The following is a 17,155-nucleotide window of genomic DNA, read 5'->3' as shown; positions in this document are numbered from 1 at the left end:
CTGCCCCACCCGGCCCGGGTCGGGATCAGGCCTGGTCGGGGTGGCGCGAGAACGCGGCGATCCGCCCGTCGTCGTCGAGCGACGCCATCTTCTCGACGAAGGCCGCATCGAAGCCGGAGACGACCGCGTAGTCGCCGATCGGGATCGTGGAGTGCACGATGCGGTCGTCGTACACCTGCACGAGCGAGAACGACTGCCCGCCGTCGACACCGCTCAAGGCGCCGGCGGCGCCCGTGAGGTCCATCGTGTAGCAGGTCGCCGCCGCCACCGACACCGGCACCCCCGCGAAGAGGCTGGTGGTCGAGTAGTGCAGGTGCCCGCCGAGCACCGCTCGGACGTCGCTCCCCCGCAGCACCTCGTCGAGCTCGTGCTGGCGCTGCAGCTCGAGGATGGGCATGAGCGGCAGAGTGGTCGGGATGGGCGGGTGGTGCAGCGCCACGATCGTCCCCTCGGGGGCGGGCTCGGCGAGCTCGGATCGCAGCCACTCCAGCTGCGGCGCCTGCAGTTCTCCGTGGTGGTACCCGGGGACGCTGGTGTCGAGCGCGACGACGCGCAGGCCGCCGATCCGGATGCTCGTGACCACCGGCTCGATGCCCGGTGCCTCGTCGAGGAGCTCGGTGCGCATCCTCGACCGGTCGTCGTGGTTGCCCATGACCCAGAGCACTCGCGCGCCGAGGCGCTCGGCGGCGGGGTCGACGATCGATCGGATGCGCTGGTACGCGTCGGCCTCGCCGAGGTCGGCGATGTCGCCGGTGAAGACCAGGAGCTCGGGCCGGATGCCGGAGCGGTCGAGCTGCTCGAACAGGCGGACGAGCGTGGCGTCGGTGTCGACCGCGCCGTAGAGCGGCCGCCGATCGGCCAGGAAGTGTGTGTCGCTGATATGGGCGATGGTGTGCAGGGGCCGACCGTACTGAGCCATGCCCTCAGTCTCGCATCCCGTCCGCCGTCGTCCGCCCGAGCAACGCGTGGGCGCGCGGCTGTTCGTCCCCTGTTCACGCTCGGACCCAGCCGGCCGCTTCCTCGCGAACCCTCCCGGCGAGAGCCAGGAGCCCGAGCGTCGCCGCCACCGTGCGGGGTGCGAGGCCCGTCCTCCGCGCCAGCTCATCGGCGGCCCGAGCCGATCGGGGACTGAGCGCGTCGAGCACGCGCACCGCCTCGGCGCCGTCGGCCATCCCGTCGAGCAACGTGGGCTGCTCTTCGGACGCCCGGCCGAGCGCCAGCTCGACCACCTCGTCGGCGCTCGTCACACACGCCGCGTCGTACTCGCGCAGCAGTCGGTGGCACCCCGACGAGAGCGCGCTCGTGACCGGGCCGGGCACAGCCCCGAGCGGACGCCCCAGCGCGGCCGCGTGCCCCGCCGTGTTGAGCGAGCCGGAGCGCCTGCCCGCCTCGACGACGACCACGGCCTGGGAGCACGCGGCGATGAGCCTGTTGCGCTGGAGGAACCTCCAGCGTGTGGGCGACGCCCCGCACGGGAGCTCCGCGACGACCGCGCCGTAGGCGGCGATCCGCGTGAGCAGGTCGCGGTGCCCCGCCGGGTACGCGCGGTCGACACCACCCGCGACGAACGCGACCGTGGTGCGCTTGACCGCGAGTGCGGCCCGATGCGCCGCCGCATCGATGCCGTACGCCGCGCCCGAGACCACCGAGAAGCCGCGGTCGCCGAGCCCGGATGCTATCTCGATCGCCATGTGCTCCCCGTAGGCGGTCGAGTCGCGCGATCCGACCACAGCCACACTCCCTGCCGGCGGCTCGAGGGCCGTCGGCAGGCCCCGGACCCAGAGGGCCAGGGGCGCGTGTCGCCCGAGGTCGTCCACGCCGGACGGCCACGCGGCATCCCCGGGGAGCAGCAGTCGAGCGCCGAGCCGCGCGGCCGACGTCAGCGCCGTCACCACGCCGCGTGCGGAGAGCCTCGGCGACCACCGCTCGAGGGCCGCCGCGATCTCCGTCGCCCCCACATCGAGCCTCCCCTCACCCGCTTCTACCCAGCGCTCCGGATCCGCGCGCTCGAGGAGGAGCGACAGCGCACGATCGGCGCCGCACGCCGCGACCACGTCGCCCGCGACACCGTCACCGGGCTCACACAGGACCGACCAGGCGGCCCGGGCGAACGCCGCGGCCACCGCCTCCCCATCGTCGCGAGAATCAGGACGCGCGGCCGTGACCGCCTCGCGGACCACCGCGGCATCGAGCTGATAGAGGGTCATGCCACGGCCCGCCTCAGCATGTGGGCTCGACCTATGTGGTCGAGCCCCGGGCGTTCGACGCCGTCGAGGTCGGCCAGCGTCCATGCGACGCGGAGCACACGGTCGTAGCCGCGCATCGTGAGGCTGCCCCGCTCGAGGGCACGGTCGATGGGGGCCGTCACCTCGTGCGAGAGCCGACGCTGTCCGCTGCGAAACCACGCGCCAGGCACGTGCGCGTTGACCCGCCACGGCGTCGACTGCAGGCGCACGGCCGCGGCGGCCCGGGCGTCGAGCACGCGCTTCCTGGCGACAGCCGAGGTGACCTGCGGCGGCGCGTCCGCCTGGGTCCGGATCGCCGCCGCCGTGACGCGATCGACGCGCAGCTGCAGATCGACCCGGTCGAGCAGGGGCCCGGACAGCCTGCCCAGGTACCGTCGCCGCATGATCGAGGTGCACGTGCAGTCGAGGTCGCGGCTCCCGAACGACCCACAGGGGCAGGGGTTGGCCGCGAGCACGAGCTGGAACCGCGCGGGGAAGTGCGCCACCGCGGTAGCGCGACTCACCGTGAGCGTGCCCGACTCGAGCGGCTGCCGCAGCGAGTCGAGCACCGCGGGCGCGAACTCCGGCGCCTCGTCGAGGAAGAGGATGCCGTGCGTGGCCCGCGCCGCGGCCCCGGGACGGATCACGCGGCTGCCGCCGCCCACCAGCGCCGCGGCCGACGCGGAGTGGTGCGGGCTCTCGAGCGGCGGTCGACGGATGAGGCCGTGCTGCGGCGTGCCCGCGAGCGACAGCACGCTCGTGACCTCGAGCGCCTGCTCGTGGTCTAGGTCGGGCAGGATGCCCGGCAGACGCTGCGCCAGCATCGTCTTCCCCGCCCCCGGTGGTCCGATCATGAGGAGGTGATGACCGCCGGCGGCGGCCGTCACGAGAGCCTCTACCGCCTCGGCGTTGCCGACCACGTCGGCGAGGTCGAGCGGGGCAGCGACCTCCTCGACCGGCGACGGCGACAGCAACGGCTCGGTCTCGCCCGCATCGAGGTCGGCGCCGTGTCGGATGAGCGCCTCGCGCAGCGAGGCGACCGTCTCGATCTCGACGTCGTCGACCAACCTCGCTTCGTGCTCGTTCCCGGCGGGCACGACGAAGCGGCGGCACCCCGCTGCGCGCGCGGCGACGATGGCGGGAAGCACCCCGGTCATCGGGCGCAGCCGCCCGTCGAGGCTCAGCTCGCCCAGGTGCACCACCCCGTCGATCACCTCGGGCCGCACCACACCCTCGGCCGCCAGCACGGCGACGGCGATCGCGAGGTCGTACGTCGAGCCGGTCTTGGGCAGGGACGCCGGGGAGAGGTTGACCACGATCTTCCGCGACGGCAGCGGGCAGCCGTCGTTGGCGGCGGCCGCGCGCACCCTGTCCTTCGAATCGGACAGGGCCGTGTCGGGCAGGCCGATCAGCTGGAAGCCAGGGATCGCATCCGCGATGTGGGCCTCGACCTCGACCAGGGCACCCGTGGCGCCGAGGAGCGCGACCGAGAGGGTCTTCGCGACCATCACGCCACCTCGATCAGGCGCTCGATGCGCGCCTCCGAGCCCGGCCAGAGCACGCCGACGACATCGACCCGCATCCGCCGCCGTCGGTGATCGGGATGCGCCACCCGCCAGCGTCGGCCGAGTTGATGCAGGCGCACCAGCTTCTCACCGTTGATCGCCTCGAACGGGTGGCCGAACGCGCTCGTCGACCGGGTCTTCACCTCGACCACGACGACGGTCTCGCCGTCGAGCGCCACGATGTCGATCTCGCCGATCTCGCAGCGCCAGTTGCGGTCGAGGATCTCGAGCCCCTGGGCTACGAGGTGGTCGGCGGCCGCCTGCTCTCCGCGCCGCCCGAGTGTGTCTTTCGCTCTCATCGGAACCTCCGCGACCAGGGTCGCGGAGAGCATGAGCGTACGGGCGGGTCAGAGGCGATCTGTTCAGATCACGGTGTCATCGCCCGCCTGTGCAGGAACGGGCTCACTCGTCGAGAGCGAGCTCCTTGGGCAGCTCGAACTCCTTGGTGGAGAGCTCCTCGACGTTGACGTCCTTGAACGTGAGCACGCGGACCGACTTCACGAAGCGGTCGGAGCGGTAGACGTCCCAGACCCAGACGTCGCTCATGGTGAGCTCGAAGTAGAAGTCGTGCTCGGTGTCGCGGCGGGCGAGCTCGACCTCGTTGGCGAGGTAGAAGCGCCGCTCGGTCTCGATCACGTACTTGAACTGGGAGACCACGTCGCGATACTCGCGGTACAGGGCCAGCTCGACCTCGCGGTCGTAGTCGTCGAATTCGTCCTCGTCCATCGTCCGCTCAGTCTACGTCGAGCACGGCGGACACGAGGGGCGCCCCGATGCGCATCGCGTCGTCCTGCTCTCCGCCGTCGTCGAAACCGGGGAGGGCGACCACGGAGGCGCGCTCCTCCTCGGCCCGGAGCCAGGTCAGGCGGTGAAGGTCGGTCGTGCCGAGGCGGGTGATGGCCTCGCGGTGCTCCTCGCTGCCGTACCCCTTGTTGCGCGACCAGCCGTAGCCCGGATGCACGCCGTCGTGCTCGATCATCATGCGGTCGCGCGCCACCTTCGACAACACGGAGGCGCCGGCCACGCTGGCGCAGGTCTGGTCGGCCTTGATCTTCGTGTGCACCGTCACGCGGTGCGGCACCGCCCTGCCGAGGTAGTCGTAGTTGCCGTCGAGAACGACCGGCACCTCCTCGACCGGCACCCCGAGCATCCGGAGCTCGTCGAGGGCTCGATGGGCCGCCATGCCGAGGGCGGCCATGAGGCCGAAGCGGTCGATCTCCTGCGCTGAGGCGAAGCCGATCGCGTGCGCGACGCTCCAGCGCATCGTGACGGGCTCGAGCTGCTCGCGCCGCGCCTCCGACAGGAGCTTCGAGTCGCGCAGCCCCTCCGGCATCCGGCGTCGCTTCGTGAGGTCGACGACGCACATGCCGACCGCGAGCGGACCGGCCAGGGCCCCACGGCCGACCTCGTCGCATCCGATCACGAGACCCGACGGCGACTCCAGCTTGCGCTCGAAGCGGAGTGAGGGAGTGGGAGGGGTCATCCTCCCCCTCCGGACGGAGCGGGCACCGATTGGAACACGGAGCCGTGGTTGTCGAGCCAGGTCCAGTGGTCGATGGGCCAGGTGACGATGATCGCTCGGCCGACGACGTCGTCGATGGGCACGAAACCGCCGCCCGGCTTGTCCTGGTTGTACCGCGAATCCGCGGAGTTGTACCGGTTGTCGCCCATCACCCAGAGTGATCCCTCGGGCACCGTCACGTCGAACGGCTGCTGCGACACGGCGCTCACGCCGTCAGGGAGCTTCAGGTAGGACGACTCGTCGAGCGGGACTCCGTTGACCTCCATCTGGCCGAGGGCATTGCAGCAGGTCACCTCGTCGCCCGGCAGCCCGATGACACGCTTGATGAGGTGGTCGTCGGCGTCGTCGGGCGCGAGGCCCACTCCCTCGAGCACCCAGTCGAGAGCGGCGACGATCGGGTTCTTCGCCGGCTCGGCCTTCGCGGGGAGCCAGCCGCCCGGATCCTTGAACACGACGACATCGCCGCGCTCGATCGGCATGAGGCCCGGCTCGAGCTGGTTGACCAGGATGCGGTCGTTGATCTGGAGAGTGTTCTCCATCGACCCCGAGGGGATGTAGAACGACCGCACCAGGAACGTCTTGATGAGCACCGACGCGAGCAGCGCGATGACGAAGATGATGAGCAGGTCGCGCAGGAAGATCCAGCCGCTGCGCGGCTTGCGCTTCCTCGTACCCGTGTCGCTTTCCCCCGCAGATGGCGACGAGGGGACTGAAGTGTCTGTCATTTAACCGCCTGAGCTCCCGGACCACTGTAGTGGCCGGGAGCTCAGAAACCGATCCGTCGCACGCGCTGCGTGCGGCGTATTCGGAGATTACGCGTCGCGCTTCTCCTTGATCTTGGCCTTCTTGCCGCGGAGCTCGCGCAGGTAGTACAGCTTCGCGCGACGAACGTCACCGCGGGTGACGACCTCGATGTGGTCGATGATCGGCGAGTGCACGGGGAACGTGCGCTCGACGCCGACCTGGAAGCTGATCTTGCGGACGGTGAAGGTCTCGCGCACGCCCTCACCGGAGCGGCCGATGACGACGCCCTGGAAGACCTGCACGCGGGAGCGGTTGCCCTCGACGATGTTCACGTGCACCTTGACGGTGTCGCCGGCGCGGAACTCGGGGATGTCGCTGCGCAGCGAGGCTGCGTCGACGGAATCGAGGATATGCATGAGTGTTCGCTCTCTGTACTCGCCACGGGTCGGGTACGGATGGAAGTGGAGGTGTGGAGTGCACGCCCGGCCGTCTTCGGCTCCCCCGTCGGCAGAGCCTGGCGGCGGCACAAGCGTCCATTCTGCCACAGCCGCGTGGTGACGCGCAAAGCAGCGGTCAGACGCGGGGCGGGGCGTGGGGCTGCGACGTCTCGATGACGATGTACTCACCGTCGGCTCGCGGCGAGCGGGGACGACCGGTCAGGCGGGTGGCCTGCTCCTCGTACGACGCGAAGGCCTGGCGGACCCGGCGCCGCGTCTCGAGCACCAGCTGGATGATGCCCGACCAGAACAGGGCGATCAGAGCGACGACGGCGAGCACGGACAGGAGACCGGTGGCCTCGGTGTAGAAGCCGTTCGCGATGATCAGCCCGTGGAGCACGGTGAGGAGCCCCACGTCGATCCACGAGACGGCGCGGTGCTCGCGCACTCCCTTGCGGGCGAGGATGAGCCCGGCCGTGACCAGCATGCCCACGGTGAGCATGCCGGCGAAGAAGATGATCCCCAGGAGCTCCCAGCCGGAGGCTGCGAAGATGGCCCAGCCGATGAGGAGCCAGGTGGGCAGGATGACGGCCGCAGGGAACTGCCAGTAGTAGAACGCCCGTCTCACCAACACCTCTTCAGGGTAGGCGCAGACTCCGGGCGTTCGCTGTGACCCGGATGGGTACAGTCATATGGTGCCCTGAGCACCGGCATGGAAGGAGCACAGATGATCGAGCTGAAGACCCCCGCGGAGATCGAGGAGATGCGTCCCGCGGGCGAGTTCGTGGCCTCGGTGCTCACCGAGCTGGCGTCGCGAGCCACAGTCGGCACGAACCTGCTGGCCCTCGACCGCATCGCGCACCAGATGATCCGCGACCGCGGCGCCGAGTCGTGCTACATCGACTACCACCCCTCGTTCGGCGCCTCCCCGTTCGGCAAGGTGCTCTGCACGTCGGTGAACGACGCCGTGCTGCACGGGCTCCCCTTCGACTACGTTCTGCGCGAGGGCGACGTGGTGAGCCTCGACTTCGCGGCGTCGGTGAACGGGTGGGTCGCCGACTCCGCCCTCACGGTGATCGCGGGCCGCCCGCGCTCACCCGAGGACGTCCGCCTCATCGAGGTGACGACCGAGGCGCTGGCCGCGGGCATCGCCGCCGCCCAGCCCGGCGGTCGGATCGGCGACATCTCCGCGGCCATCGGGGCCGTGGCCACGGCGGCGGGCTACGGCGTCAACACCGACTTCGGCGGACACGGCGTGGGCCGGACCATGCACGGCGACCCCCACGTGCCGAACCAGGGCCGCGCCGGCCGCGGGCTCCCGCTCCGGCCCGGACTCGTCATCGCGATCGAGCCGTGGTTCCTCGAGACCACCGACCGCATCTACACCGACAAGGACGGCTGGACGCTGAGGTCCTCCGACGGGTCGAACGGGGCGCACATGGAACACACCATCGCGATCACCGACGACGGCCCGGTCATCCTCACCGCGCGCGACTGAGCCGCAGGCTGCAGCGGCTTCGGGCGCCCCTCAGCTCGCGCCGGGCGGCAGCAGCTCCGGGCGCACGCGACGGGTCCGTTCGACCTGCTGCTCCCGGCGCCAGGCGGCGATCGCCGCGTGGTTGCCGCTGAGCAGCACGGGCGGCACCTCGCGCTCGCGCCACACGGCGGGCTTCGTGTAGCTCGGATACTCGAGCAGGCCGTCCTCGTGCGACTCCTCGACGAGGCTCTCCGGGTTGCCGACGACCCCCGGGATCAGCCGCCCGATCGCCTCGATCATCGCCATCGCGGCGACCTCTCCCCCGTTCAGCACGTAGTCTCCGAGGCTGACCAGTCGCACCTCGACGCGGTCGGCGACCTCGTCGAAGACGCGCTGGTCGATGCCCTCGTAGCGACCGCATCCGATCACCAGGTGCTGCTTCGCCGCCAGCTCATGCGCCATGGCCTGGTTGAACAGCTGCCCGGCGGGGCTGGGGAACAGCACCACCGTGCCCGGATCGTGGGCGGGAGTGCCCTCGAGCAGCGTGTCGAACGCCTCACCCCAGGGCTCGGGCTTCATCACCATGCCGGCCCCGCCGCCGTAGGGCGTGTCGTCGACGGTGCGGTGCCGGTCGTGCGTGTGTGCGCGCAGGTCATGTGCGACGACCTCGAGGATTCCCGCCTGCCGCGCCCTGCCGAGCAGCGAGATGTCGAGCACCCCGAAGAACTCCGGGAAGATCGTGACCACGTCGATGCGCATCCGACCAGGGTAGCCGCGGGCCACGCGGAGCGATGACCGCGGACCCTCGAGGGCCGCTGACGGCTCGCCGACGCACACGCACACACCGAGATCTGTGGAGAGTGAACGCGAAAAGGTCGCCTGTGAGCGAACACGAGGCGATATGCGCCTCGTCGATGCTCTCAGGCGACCTCTCGACGGTCAGTCCTCGGAGTCGGACTCCGACGGTGTGGAGCCGGGGGTGGGCTCGGGATCGTCGTCGGGGATATCCTCGAAGAGGCCCGCCGGCGGGGTGACGGTGACGACGCCCTCGTCGAGGTCGACGGAGGGCACGATCTCCTTCACGAACGGCACCATGACCTCGCCATCGGCGGTCTTCACGATGAGGAGGTCCTGCGCCGGAAGGTGCTCGACGAGCTTCACCGTGCCGATGGCGACGCCGTCGCGCACGACCGACAGCCCCACGAGCTGGTGGTCGAACCACTCGTCGTCGCCCGGGGCGTCGGCCTCAGGATCGAGGTCGATCCAGAGGATGGCCTTGATCAGCGACTCGGCGGCCGAGCGGTCGGAGATGCCCTCGAAGAAGCCGACCGGATGCTGGTTGTACCAGCGGAGCTCGGTCAGCTCGAGGGTCTTCCCGTGCCACGGCGACTCGGCCGGCACCTGGAGCGAGAACACCGCGCCGGGGACGAACCGACGCTCCGGGTCGTCGGTGAACAGCTCCAGCTTGATCGCGCCCTTCAGCCCGTGGGCCTTCGTGAGGCGACCGACCCGGAGCTGGGTCTTCTCAGAAATCGGTGTCCACCACGTCGACGCGCACGCGACGCCCGTCGGCGAGCGCGGTGACGAGAGTGCGCAGGGCCTTCGCCGTGCGTCCCGATCGACCGATCACGCGACCGAGGTCCTCGGGGTGCACACGCACCTCGAGGACCTCGCCGCGAGGGGAGCTCTTCGTGACCACGGTCACCTCGTCGGGGTTGTCGACCATCCCCTTGACGAGGTGCGTGAGAGCCGGGGCGAGCAAGGTCAGGCCTGGTCTTCGGTGGACTCGGCGGCCTCGGTCTCCGCAGCCTCATCGGCGGGAGCGGTCTCCTCGGCCGGAGCGGCCTTGGGCTCGCTCTTCGGCTTCAGCACGGGCTTCTTCTTGTCGTCTGCGACGAACTCGTCCTTGCCCTTCGGGGCCTCGACGCGCGACTCGGTGGGGCCCTCACCGGTGAAGGTGCCCCAGTCGCCGGTGAGCTTGAGGATGGCCTCGACCTGCTCGGTAGGCTGAGCGCCCACGCCGAGCCAGTACTGGGCTCGCTCGGAGTCGACCTCGATCAGCGAGGGCTGCTCGGTCGGGTGGTACTTGCCGATCTCCTCGATGACACGACCATCGCGCTTGGTGCGCGAGTCGGCGACGACGATGCGGTAGTAGGGCGCGCGGATCTTGCCCAGGCGCTTGAGACGGATTTTGACGGCCACGGTTCTCCTGTTGGATGTGTGAAGCGGACGAACTGACTGCCGTGGGCGTGGGGGCACACTCGGCGGAAGCTCAACGAAGTGGGGCGCCGCCAGATAGAGGGTCGGGCGGGCGCACACTCGACTGACTATTCTGACAGATATCGGCGTCCGGGCGGTAATCAGCCCGGCGGACACGGAGGGGACACGCGTCCATGAAGATCGACTTCGCGCCGTCGGAGCGCTCGACGCTCGGCATCGAGTGGGAGGTCGCGATGGTCGACCGCACCACCGGCGACCTGGTGTCCGTGGCGAACGAGGTGCTCACCGCGCTCCAGGGCCCCGACGGGGAACCGCATCCGCAGATCACCAACGAGCTGCTCCTCAACACCGTCGAGCTCGTCTCGGGCGTCCACCATCGGGTGTCGGATGCGGTGGACGACCTCCAGGGACAGCTCGCCGAGGTGCGTGCCATCACGGACCCCCTCGACGTCGAGCTCATGTGCGCCGGGTCGCATCCGTTCGGACAGTGGTTCGACCAGGAGATCACCGACAAGGAGCGCTACCACAAGCTCATCGACCGCACCCAGTGGTGGGGCCGCAACATGATGATCTGGGGCATCCACGTCCACGTCGGGATCGACGCCGCTGAGAAGGCCCTCCCGATCGTCGACTCGCTCCTGAACTACTACCCGCATCTGCAGGCGCTCAGCGCCTCCAGCCCGTTCTGGGGAGGCGTGAAGACCGGCTACGCGTCGAACCGGGCCCTCATGTTCCAGCAGCTGCCCACAGCGGGTCTCCCTTACCAGTTCGGCGCCTGGGCGAACTACGAGGAGTACGTCGACGACCTCATCCGCACCGGCGTGATCAGCGACCACAGCGAGGTGCGGTGGGACATCCGCCCCTCGCCGAAGTGGGGCACGGTCGAGATGCGCGCCTGCGACGGACTCTCCAGCCCCGAGGAGATCGGAGCCGTCGCCGCGTTCATCCAGTGCCTCGTCGACGACATGAGCGAGCGACTCGACGCCGGCGAGGACCTGCCGACGATGCAGCCCTGGTACGTCCGCGAGAACAAGTGGCGAGCGGCCCGGTACGGCATGGAGGCGGAGATCATCCTCGACTCGGCGGGCGATGAGGAGCTCGTGACGGACGCTGTGCGCCGGGAGCTCGAGCGACTCGCGCCCGTGGCGGAGCGACTCGGGTGCTCCGCGGAGCTCGGGAACGTCGAGCTCATCCTGTCGCAGGGGGCGAGCTACCAGCGGCAGCTCGCGGTCGCCGAGGCCAACGGGGGGAGTCTCCAGGCCGTCGTGTCGTCGCTCACCCGCGAGCTGCGACACGGACTCGGGGCCTGAACGCGGGAACCTGGCGTCGGTCCGCATTGGTCGGGCCTAGCGGCGGGAGGTGGTTGTCGGGTCTTCGTCTCGAGTCGCCTCCAGGCGCCTTCGGCGCCCGCCAGACCCAGCCAGCGACTCGAGACGAAGACCCGACAACCACCTCCCGCCTCCGTTCTTCGAAGATCGCGGGTACGGGGCATCCACTCGCGTGCGACAGAGACTCAGGGGTGAGAGGGGGTCGCGGGTCGTCGTCCTGAGTCGCTGGTTGGGCCTGGCGGGCGCCGAAGGCGCCTGGAAGCGACTCAGGACGACGACCCGTGACCCCCTCTCGCCCCGCTCTACGGTGAAAGGTAGCGCGGCCTACAGGGAGTCTCGCCAGCGGACGAGGGACTCGGCGGCGGCGAAGTCGGGGTCCGGGGGCGTGATGCTCAGAGTGAAGAGGGTGACGCCGGCCTCGAGCTGGGCGTCGAGGGTCGAGAAGTCGCCTCCCGAGTCGGCGCGGACCGCGGTGGAGATCTCGATCTCGCTGCGATCGCGGCCCTCCTTCGCGCACCACTCGTCGAGCACGCCGAGCTTGCGGTTCAGGGTCTCGACGTCGCTGAAGGAATGCCAGATGTCGGCGTGCTTCGCCACGAGGCGGAGCGTCTTCTTCTCGCCGCCGCCGCCGATGAGGACGGGGATGTGGCGCGTGGGCTGCGGGTTGAGCTTCGACCAGCGCGACTCGATGCGGGGCAGGTCCTCGGCGAGGGCATCGAGGCGCGAGCCCACCGTGCCGAAGTCGTACCCGTACTCGACGTAGTCGCGCTCGAACCAGCCCGATCCGATGCCGAAGATGAGGCGGCCGGTGTCGCCGTCCTTCTTCGAGATGTGGTCGACGGTACGGGCCATGTCGGCGAGGAGTTCGGGGTTGCGGTAGCTGTTGCACGACACGAGGGGCCCGAACTGCACACGCGAGGTCTGCTCGGCCCAGGCCGCCAGCATCGACCAGCCCTCGAAGTGCGTCCCCTCGGGGTCGCCCGACAGCGGGAAGAAGTGGTCCCAGTTGAACAGCACGTCGATCCCCATGTCCTCGAGCCGTACGACGGCGTCGCGGACCTCGGAGTAGGAGGAGTGGTGCTGGGGTGCGAGCTGCACCCCGACCCGGACAGGGCGTGAAGGAGTCGTCATGGCGCTCACGCTACTCCTGCGAGATGTCAGTTCTGCTCGCTGCGCCCCAGCCGCCAGTAGCCCATGAACGCGACCGCCTTGCGGTCCATCCCGCGTTCGGCCACGAGGTGCCGGCGGAGCGCCTTGATGACGCTCGCCTCGCCCGCGAGCCAGGCGTAGAGCGGCGCCTCGTCGAGCGCGGCGTGGCCGGCGTCATCGCTCGGCACCTCCCACAGGAGCCCGGCGTCGACGTCGACGTCGTCGATCTCGAGCTCGGAGTCGAGCGCCTCGAGGAGTCCGTCGACCTTCTCCCTCACGAGGGGCGAGAGGGCTTCGCCATGCGTCCCGGAGCCGCGCGGCACGACGACCACGTCGAATCCCGGGTGCACCGGCAGAGCGGCGACGTCATCCGGATGAGGGACCTCTACGAGCGCGCAGCCCCGCGCATCCGCCGGCAGCGCCTCGAGGATGTTCGCGATCGCGGGCAGGGCTGTCTCGTCGCCCGCGAGCAGCACCCGGCCCGAGCGACGCGGCGGGAGGAAGTCGACACCGCCGTGGAACCCCTCGTACGCCGCGTTCGGGCCGAGGATGACGAGCGAGTCGCCGGGCTCGGCCGAGGACGCCCACCGCGACGCGGGGCCGGTGAGGCCGTGGAGCACGATGTCGACGTCGATCTCGCGCTGCTCCCGGCGGACGGCGCGCACGGTGTAGGTGCGGATGGGGTTCCGCAGCTCATCGGGCAGCTCGCGCCATCGGGCGTACCAGTCGTCGCCCATCGGGACGGCCGCGAGGCCCACGCCGTCGAGGGGGAAGATCAGCTTGATGCGCTGGTCGAGACCTTTGTCGGCGAACTGGTCGAGCTCAGGACCGGAGAACGTGAACCGCACGAAGCTCGGCGAGATCGGCCGCCGACGGACCAGCGTGACCTCGTGCAGGCGGAACGGCGCTGTCGCGGTCTGGGTGCTGAGCCGGGTCATATGGATAAGGGTAGCCTAAGCTTCCCCATCCGGCCTGGGAGTCAGCCCGCATACCTGCGCGAGCGGAGTCGGCGACGACGTCACGGACGCGCAGGAAGCGCTGCTCAGCGCAAGAAGCGCTGCAGAGCCTCGAGCTCCTCGGCCGACGGGTTCTGCGACCCGTTCGGCGCCTTCGACCCCAGGCCGAAGCCCGCGCCGGACTTCTCGGGCTCGGCACCCGCCGGCTTCACTCCGGATGCCCGCGCCGCGTTCTCGGCCGCGCGCTTGGCCGGGTTGCCGGAGCGCGAGCCGCTGCCGCCCTTCTTCTTGGCGTTCTTGCGCGATCCGCCGCCGAACGAGGCGCCGGGCACAGGCCCCATGCCGGGGATGTTCGGCATGCCGCCCTTGGCCACGGTCTTCATCATCTTCGCCGCCTGCTCGAAGCGCTGCACGAGCTGGTTGACGTCGGTGACCGTCATGCCGGAACCCTTGGCGATGCGCAGACGGCGCGAACCGTTGAGGATCTTCGGGTTGGTGCGCTCCTGCTTGGTCATCGACTGGATGATCGCCTCGGTGCGGACGATCTCCTTCTCGTCGAAGTTCTCGAGCTGCTGCTTGAGTCCGCCGGCGCCGGGGAGCATGCCGAGCATGTTCTTGATCGAGCCGGCCTTCCGCAGCTGCTGCATCTGCTTGAGGAAGTCGTCGAGGGTGAACGAGTCGGTCGCGAACTTCTCGGCGACCTTGCGCGCCTCCTCCTCGTCGAACGCGCTCTGCGCCTGCTCGATGAGGGTGAGGATGTCGCCGAGGTCGAGGATGCGACTCGCCATGCGGTCGGGGTGGAAGGGCTCGAAGTCATCGAGCGACTCCCCCGTCGAGGCGAAGATGATGGGGCGACCGGTGACGCTCGCGACCGAGAGCGCAGCACCACCGCGGGCGTCGCCGTCGAGCTTCGACAGCACGACGCCGGTGAAGTCGACGCCCTCCTGGAACGCGCGCGCGGTCGCGACGGCGTCCTGACCGATCATCGCGTCGATGACGAAGAGCACCTCGTCGGGGTCGACGGCTTTGCGGATGTCGGACGCCTGCTTCATCAGCTCGGCGTCGACACCGAGACGACCGGCGGTGTCGACGATGACGGTGTCGTACTGCTTGTCGAGGGCGTACTTGATGGAGTCCTTGGCCACGCGCACCGGGTTGCCCACCCCGTTGCCGGGCTCGGGGGCGTACACGGCGACCCCTGCCTGCTGGCCCACGACCTGCAGCTGGTTCACCGCATTGGGACGCTGGAGGTCGGCCGCGACGAGCATCGGGGTGTGGCCGTCCTTCGCGAGCCACTTCGCGAGCTTGCCCGCGAGCGTGGTCTTTCCGGCGCCCTGGAGCCCGGCGAGCATGATGACGGTCGGCGGCTTCTTCGCGAACTCGAGGCGGCGCTGCTGGCCACCGAGGATCTGGATGAGCTCCTCGTTGACGATCTGGACGACCTGCTGCGCCGGATTGAGGGCGCGGTTCACCTCGTCGCTGAGGGCACGCTCGCGCACCTTCCCTGTGAACTCCTTGACCACCTCGAGCGCGACGTCGGCGTCGAGCAGGGCGCGGCGGATCTCCCGGACGGTGCCGTCGACGTCCGCCGCGGACAGCTTGCCCTTGGTGCGGAGGTTTCTGAAGGTGTCGGCGAGCCGGTCTGACAGGGATCCGAAGGTAGCCATGATCCGGCCATTTTAGCCGGGATGACGGACCTCCCCCTCCGGCCCCGCTCGGTGTCCGCCGAGAGCGCACCTCCGCGGGTAGTTGCTTCGTGCTAATGAGCTAGGCTAAGTACATGAACTCCTCGCCGTTCCCCGCCTCCGCTCGGTCCGGCCTCTCGCTCAGCACCGAGCTGCGGACCACGACGATGCGCTTGAGCCGTCGCATCCGCCAGGAGCGAGCGGTCGACGAGCTCAGCGATCCGCAGCTCACCGTCCTGGCCTACCTCACGCGCCATGGCGCGACGTCGCCGACCGCGCTGGCCGACTTCGAGCACGTGTCGCCGCCGTCGATGAGCCGGACGATCAACGCCCTCGAGTCGCGTGGGTTCGCCCGCCGCTCCCCCGTCGGCGACGACGGACGACGGCTGCTGATCGACGCGACCCCGGCGGGTCGGGATGTCGTGGAGGAGACCCGGCGTCGCCGCGACGCCTGGCTCGACGGGCGGCTCGCGGAGCTCGACGAGGACGACCTTGCCACGGTGCGTCGCGCCGTCGAGATCCTCGGGTCGATGATGCAGTCGTGAGCGCGATGTTCCGCTCCCTGGCGAGCGTGGACTACCGGATCTGGTTCGCCGGCGCCCTGGTGTCGAACATCGGGACGTGGATGCAGCGCACCGCTCAGGACTGGATCGTCCTGACGCAGCTGAGCGACCACGACGCGGTCGCCGTCGGCATCACGATGGCCCTGCAGCTCGGCCCCCAGCTGCTTCTCGTGCCGCTGTCGGGGCTCGTCGCCGACCGGTTCGACCGGCGGCGGACGCTCATGGTCACGCAGGGCGCGATGGCGCTGCTCGGTGCCGGGCTCGGCCTGGTGCTGCTCCTCGGCGTCGCCCAGCTGTGGACCGTGTACCTCTTCGCGCTGCTGCTCGGCATCGCCTCGGCATTCGACGCGCCCGTGCGCCAGACCTTCGTCTCGGAGCTCGTGGGCGGATCGAACGTGGCCAACGCGGTCGCGCTCAACTCCGCGTCGTTCAACGCGGCGCGCACGATCGGGCCCGCGGTGGCCGGGCTCCTCGTCGCGGCGGTCGGCGCCGGGTGGGTGTTCGTGCTCAACTCGGTCTCGTTCGCGGCCGTGCTGACGTCGCTGTTCTTCATCCGTCCCTCGCGACTGTTCCGCACACCGCGCCCGCCCCGAGCGAAGGGGCAGCTGCTCGAGGGCTTCCGCTACGTCCGCGGGCGGCCCGACCTCCTCGTCATCTTCGCGATCGTCTTCGTGATCGGCACCCTCGGCTTCAACTACCAGATCTTCACCTCGACCATGACGACGATCGAGTTCGGCGAGGGGTCGACGGCGTTCGGCGTCCTGACGTCGATCATGGCGATCGGATCGGTGGTCGGCGCGCTGGTCACGGCCAGTCGCGACCGGCCGCGCATCCGCACCGTCGTGCTCGCGAGCGGCGGCTTCGGGCTCGCCGCGCTGGTGGCGGCGGTGATGCCGACGTACTGGTCGTTCGCGGCCGCGACCATCTGCATCGCGTTCTGCGGGCAGCTCATCATGACGATGGCGAACGGCACGGTGCAGACCACGACATCGCCTGCGATGCGCGGACGCGTGATGGCCCTCTACATGGCGATCTTCATGGGTGGCACGCCGATCGGCGCCCCGATCGTGGGCTGGGTCGCGGATGCCTTCGGCCCGCGCTACGGCCTCGGACTCGCAGCGCTCGCCGGGGTCGCCGCGTTCGCGCTCGGCGCGGCGTGGCTGCGACGACGGCGTGCCGCCGACCTGCCCACGGGCGCGCTCAGCGTCGACGACGTCCGCGACGAGCTCGCGGCCGACGAGGCTGAGGCCCGCGCCGCCTGAGCACGCCGCGAGCGTCGAGGGG

At 70.1% G+C, this 17,155-nt stretch carries 20 protein-coding genes; 4 read left to right on the top strand and 16 right to left on the bottom strand.

Annotation, left to right across the window (positions count from 1 at the left end):
• Window positions 1-25 precede the first annotated feature (25 nt).
• The 9 genes from ACFJGV_RS18315 to ACFJGV_RS18275 form a co-directional block, all read right to left on the bottom strand.
• Window positions 26-919 (bottom strand): phosphodiesterase, encoded by an 894-nt coding sequence (locus ACFJGV_RS18315; RefSeq protein WP_378145623.1) that lies wholly within the window; start codon window positions 917-919, stop codon window positions 26-28.
• Window positions 920-992: 73 nt separating this feature from the next.
• On the bottom strand, window positions 993-2,207 hold the full coding sequence (gene dprA / locus ACFJGV_RS18310; RefSeq protein WP_378145621.1) for a DNA-processing protein DprA: 1,215 nt from the start codon (window positions 2,205-2,207) through the stop codon (window positions 993-995).
• Entirely contained in the window at window positions 2,204-3,736 is a 1,533-nt protein-coding gene (locus ACFJGV_RS18305; protein WP_378145619.1) for a YifB family Mg chelatase-like AAA ATPase, read from the bottom strand. Before ACFJGV_RS18305 ends, dprA begins: the two co-directional genes overlap by 4 nt.
• Window positions 3,733-4,089 carry a YraN family protein gene (locus tag ACFJGV_RS18300; RefSeq protein WP_378145618.1) on the bottom strand — a complete coding sequence of 119 codons (357 nt, stop codon included), beginning with the start codon at window positions 4,087-4,089 and terminating at the stop codon, window positions 3,733-3,735. Before ACFJGV_RS18300 ends, ACFJGV_RS18305 begins: the two co-directional genes overlap by 4 nt.
• Before the next feature lie 103 nt (window positions 4,090-4,192).
• On the bottom strand, window positions 4,193-4,516 hold the full coding sequence (locus tag ACFJGV_RS18295; protein WP_378145616.1) for a DUF2469 domain-containing protein: 324 nt from the start codon (window positions 4,514-4,516) through the stop codon (window positions 4,193-4,195).
• Window positions 4,517-4,523: 7 nt separating this feature from the next.
• Window positions 4,524-5,273 carry a ribonuclease HII gene (locus ACFJGV_RS18290; RefSeq protein WP_378145614.1) on the bottom strand — a complete coding sequence of 250 codons (750 nt, stop codon included), beginning with the start codon at window positions 5,271-5,273 and terminating at the stop codon, window positions 4,524-4,526.
• Window positions 5,270-6,037, bottom strand: a complete 768-nt coding sequence (gene lepB / locus ACFJGV_RS18285; RefSeq protein ID WP_378145612.1) for a signal peptidase I — start codon at window positions 6,035-6,037, stop codon at window positions 5,270-5,272. The genes ACFJGV_RS18290 and lepB overlap by 4 nt, the downstream gene beginning before the upstream one ends.
• An 87-nt stretch (window positions 6,038-6,124) precedes the next feature.
• Entirely contained in the window at window positions 6,125-6,472 is a 348-nt protein-coding gene (gene rplS / locus ACFJGV_RS18280) for a 50S ribosomal protein L19 (protein WP_378145610.1), read from the bottom strand.
• Between the two features lie 157 nt (window positions 6,473-6,629).
• On the bottom strand, window positions 6,630-7,127 hold the full coding sequence (locus ACFJGV_RS18275; RefSeq protein WP_378145608.1) for a hypothetical protein: 498 nt from the start codon (window positions 7,125-7,127) through the stop codon (window positions 6,630-6,632).
• A gap of 93 nt (window positions 7,128-7,220) precedes the next feature.
• On the opposite strand from ACFJGV_RS18275, the gene map reads away from it, so the two are divergent.
• Window positions 7,221-7,991 (top strand): type I methionyl aminopeptidase, encoded by a 771-nt coding sequence (gene map, locus ACFJGV_RS18270; RefSeq protein WP_378145606.1) that lies wholly within the window; start codon window positions 7,221-7,223, stop codon window positions 7,989-7,991.
• 30 nt (window positions 7,992-8,021) lie between these two features.
• Here map and trmD read toward each other — a convergent pair whose 3' ends face one another.
• From trmD to rpsP, 4 genes are all read right to left on the bottom strand, one after another.
• Window positions 8,022-8,729, bottom strand: a complete 708-nt coding sequence (gene trmD / locus ACFJGV_RS18265; protein ID WP_378145604.1) for a tRNA (guanosine(37)-N1)-methyltransferase TrmD — start codon at window positions 8,727-8,729, stop codon at window positions 8,022-8,024.
• A 180-nt stretch (window positions 8,730-8,909) separates the two neighbouring features.
• Entirely contained in the window at window positions 8,910-9,503 is a 594-nt protein-coding gene (gene rimM / locus ACFJGV_RS18260) for a ribosome maturation factor RimM (protein WP_378148782.1), read from the bottom strand.
• A complete protein-coding gene (locus tag ACFJGV_RS18255) occupies window positions 9,496-9,732 on the bottom strand; it encodes an RNA-binding protein (protein ID WP_378145603.1) in 237 nt (78 codons plus the stop codon). The genes rimM and ACFJGV_RS18255 overlap by 8 nt, the downstream gene beginning before the upstream one ends.
• A 2-nt stretch (window positions 9,733-9,734) precedes the next feature.
• Window positions 9,735-10,172 carry a 30S ribosomal protein S16 gene (rpsP, locus tag ACFJGV_RS18250; RefSeq protein ID WP_378145601.1) on the bottom strand — a complete coding sequence of 146 codons (438 nt, stop codon included), beginning with the start codon at window positions 10,170-10,172 and terminating at the stop codon, window positions 9,735-9,737.
• A 191-nt stretch (window positions 10,173-10,363) separates the two neighbouring features.
• Here rpsP and ACFJGV_RS18245 point away from each other — a divergent pair, with 191 nt between their 5' ends.
• Entirely contained in the window at window positions 10,364-11,500 is a 1,137-nt protein-coding gene (locus ACFJGV_RS18245) for a glutamate--cysteine ligase (protein ID WP_378145600.1), read from the top strand.
• A gap of 342 nt (window positions 11,501-11,842) precedes the next feature.
• Here ACFJGV_RS18245 and ACFJGV_RS18240 read toward each other — a convergent pair whose 3' ends face one another.
• From ACFJGV_RS18240 to ffh, 3 genes are all read right to left on the bottom strand, one after another.
• On the bottom strand, window positions 11,843-12,649 hold the full coding sequence (locus ACFJGV_RS18240) for an LLM class F420-dependent oxidoreductase (RefSeq protein ID WP_378145599.1): 807 nt from the start codon (window positions 12,647-12,649) through the stop codon (window positions 11,843-11,845).
• A gap of 26 nt (window positions 12,650-12,675) precedes the next feature.
• On the bottom strand, window positions 12,676-13,605 hold the full coding sequence (locus ACFJGV_RS18235) for a siderophore-interacting protein (protein ID WP_378145597.1): 930 nt from the start codon (window positions 13,603-13,605) through the stop codon (window positions 12,676-12,678).
• Between the two features lie 104 nt (window positions 13,606-13,709).
• Window positions 13,710-15,290 carry a signal recognition particle protein gene (ffh, locus tag ACFJGV_RS18230; RefSeq protein WP_378145595.1) on the bottom strand — a complete coding sequence of 527 codons (1,581 nt, stop codon included), beginning with the start codon at window positions 15,288-15,290 and terminating at the stop codon, window positions 13,710-13,712.
• Between the two features lie 113 nt (window positions 15,291-15,403).
• On the opposite strand from ffh, the gene ACFJGV_RS18225 reads away from it, so the two are divergent.
• Together ACFJGV_RS18225 and ACFJGV_RS18220 are read left to right on the top strand one after the other, a co-directional pair.
• Window positions 15,404-15,853, top strand: coding sequence for a MarR family winged helix-turn-helix transcriptional regulator (locus ACFJGV_RS18225; protein WP_378145593.1), 450 nt, complete (start codon window positions 15,404-15,406; stop codon window positions 15,851-15,853).
• Between the two features lie 5 nt (window positions 15,854-15,858).
• On the top strand, window positions 15,859-17,133 hold the full coding sequence (locus ACFJGV_RS18220; RefSeq protein WP_378148780.1) for an MFS transporter: 1,275 nt from the start codon (window positions 15,859-15,861) through the stop codon (window positions 17,131-17,133).
• The last annotated feature ends 22 nt before the right edge of the window (window positions 17,134-17,155 follow it).

The sequence above is a fragment of the Cnuibacter sp. UC19_7 genome (assembly GCF_042699995.1).
Lineage (GTDB): Bacteria > Actinomycetota > Actinomycetes > Actinomycetales > Microbacteriaceae > Cnuibacter.
The sequence above is the reverse complement of the archived record's forward strand: the minus strand, read 5'-3'. Positions and strand labels throughout refer to the sequence as shown.

Bases quoted from the DNA above. Each gene is read 5' to 3' on its own strand.
- ACFJGV_RS18300 (WP_378145618.1), bottom strand. From the start codon at position 4,089: ATGAGAGCGAAAGACACACTCGGGCGGCGCGGAGAGCAGGCGGCCGCC.
- map (WP_378145606.1), top strand. From the start codon at position 7,221: ATGATCGAGCTGAAGACCCCCGCGGAGATCGAGGAGATGCGTCCCGCG.
- rplS (WP_378145610.1), bottom strand. From the start codon at position 6,472: ATGCATATCCTCGATTCCGTCGACGCAGCCTCGCTGCGCAGCGACATC.
- dprA (WP_378145621.1), bottom strand. From the start codon at position 2,207: ATGACCCTCTATCAGCTCGATGCCGCGGTGGTCCGCGAGGCGGTCACG.
- ACFJGV_RS18235 (WP_378145597.1), bottom strand. From the start codon at position 13,605: ATGACCCGGCTCAGCACCCAGACCGCGACAGCGCCGTTCCGCCTGCAC.
- ACFJGV_RS18290 (WP_378145614.1), bottom strand. From the start codon at position 5,273: ATGACCCCTCCCACTCCCTCACTCCGCTTCGAGCGCAAGCTGGAGTCG.
- ACFJGV_RS18295 (WP_378145616.1), bottom strand. From the start codon at position 4,516: ATGGACGAGGACGAATTCGACGACTACGACCGCGAGGTCGAGCTGGCC.
- ACFJGV_RS18245 (WP_378145600.1), top strand. From the start codon at position 10,364: ATGAAGATCGACTTCGCGCCGTCGGAGCGCTCGACGCTCGGCATCGAG.
- ACFJGV_RS18240 (WP_378145599.1), bottom strand. From the start codon at position 12,649: ATGACGACTCCTTCACGCCCTGTCCGGGTCGGGGTGCAGCTCGCACCC.
- ffh (WP_378145595.1), bottom strand. From the start codon at position 15,290: ATGGCTACCTTCGGATCCCTGTCAGACCGGCTCGCCGACACCTTCAGA.
- ACFJGV_RS18225 (WP_378145593.1), top strand. From the start codon at position 15,404: ATGAACTCCTCGCCGTTCCCCGCCTCCGCTCGGTCCGGCCTCTCGCTC.
- trmD (WP_378145604.1), bottom strand. From the start codon at position 8,729: ATGCGCATCGACGTGGTCACGATCTTCCCGGAGTTCTTCGGGGTGCTC.
- lepB (WP_378145612.1), bottom strand. From the start codon at position 6,037: ATGACAGACACTTCAGTCCCCTCGTCGCCATCTGCGGGGGAAAGCGAC.
- ACFJGV_RS18220 (WP_378148780.1), top strand. From the start codon at position 15,859: ATGTTCCGCTCCCTGGCGAGCGTGGACTACCGGATCTGGTTCGCCGGC.
- ACFJGV_RS18315 (WP_378145623.1), bottom strand. From the start codon at position 919: ATGGCTCAGTACGGTCGGCCCCTGCACACCATCGCCCATATCAGCGAC.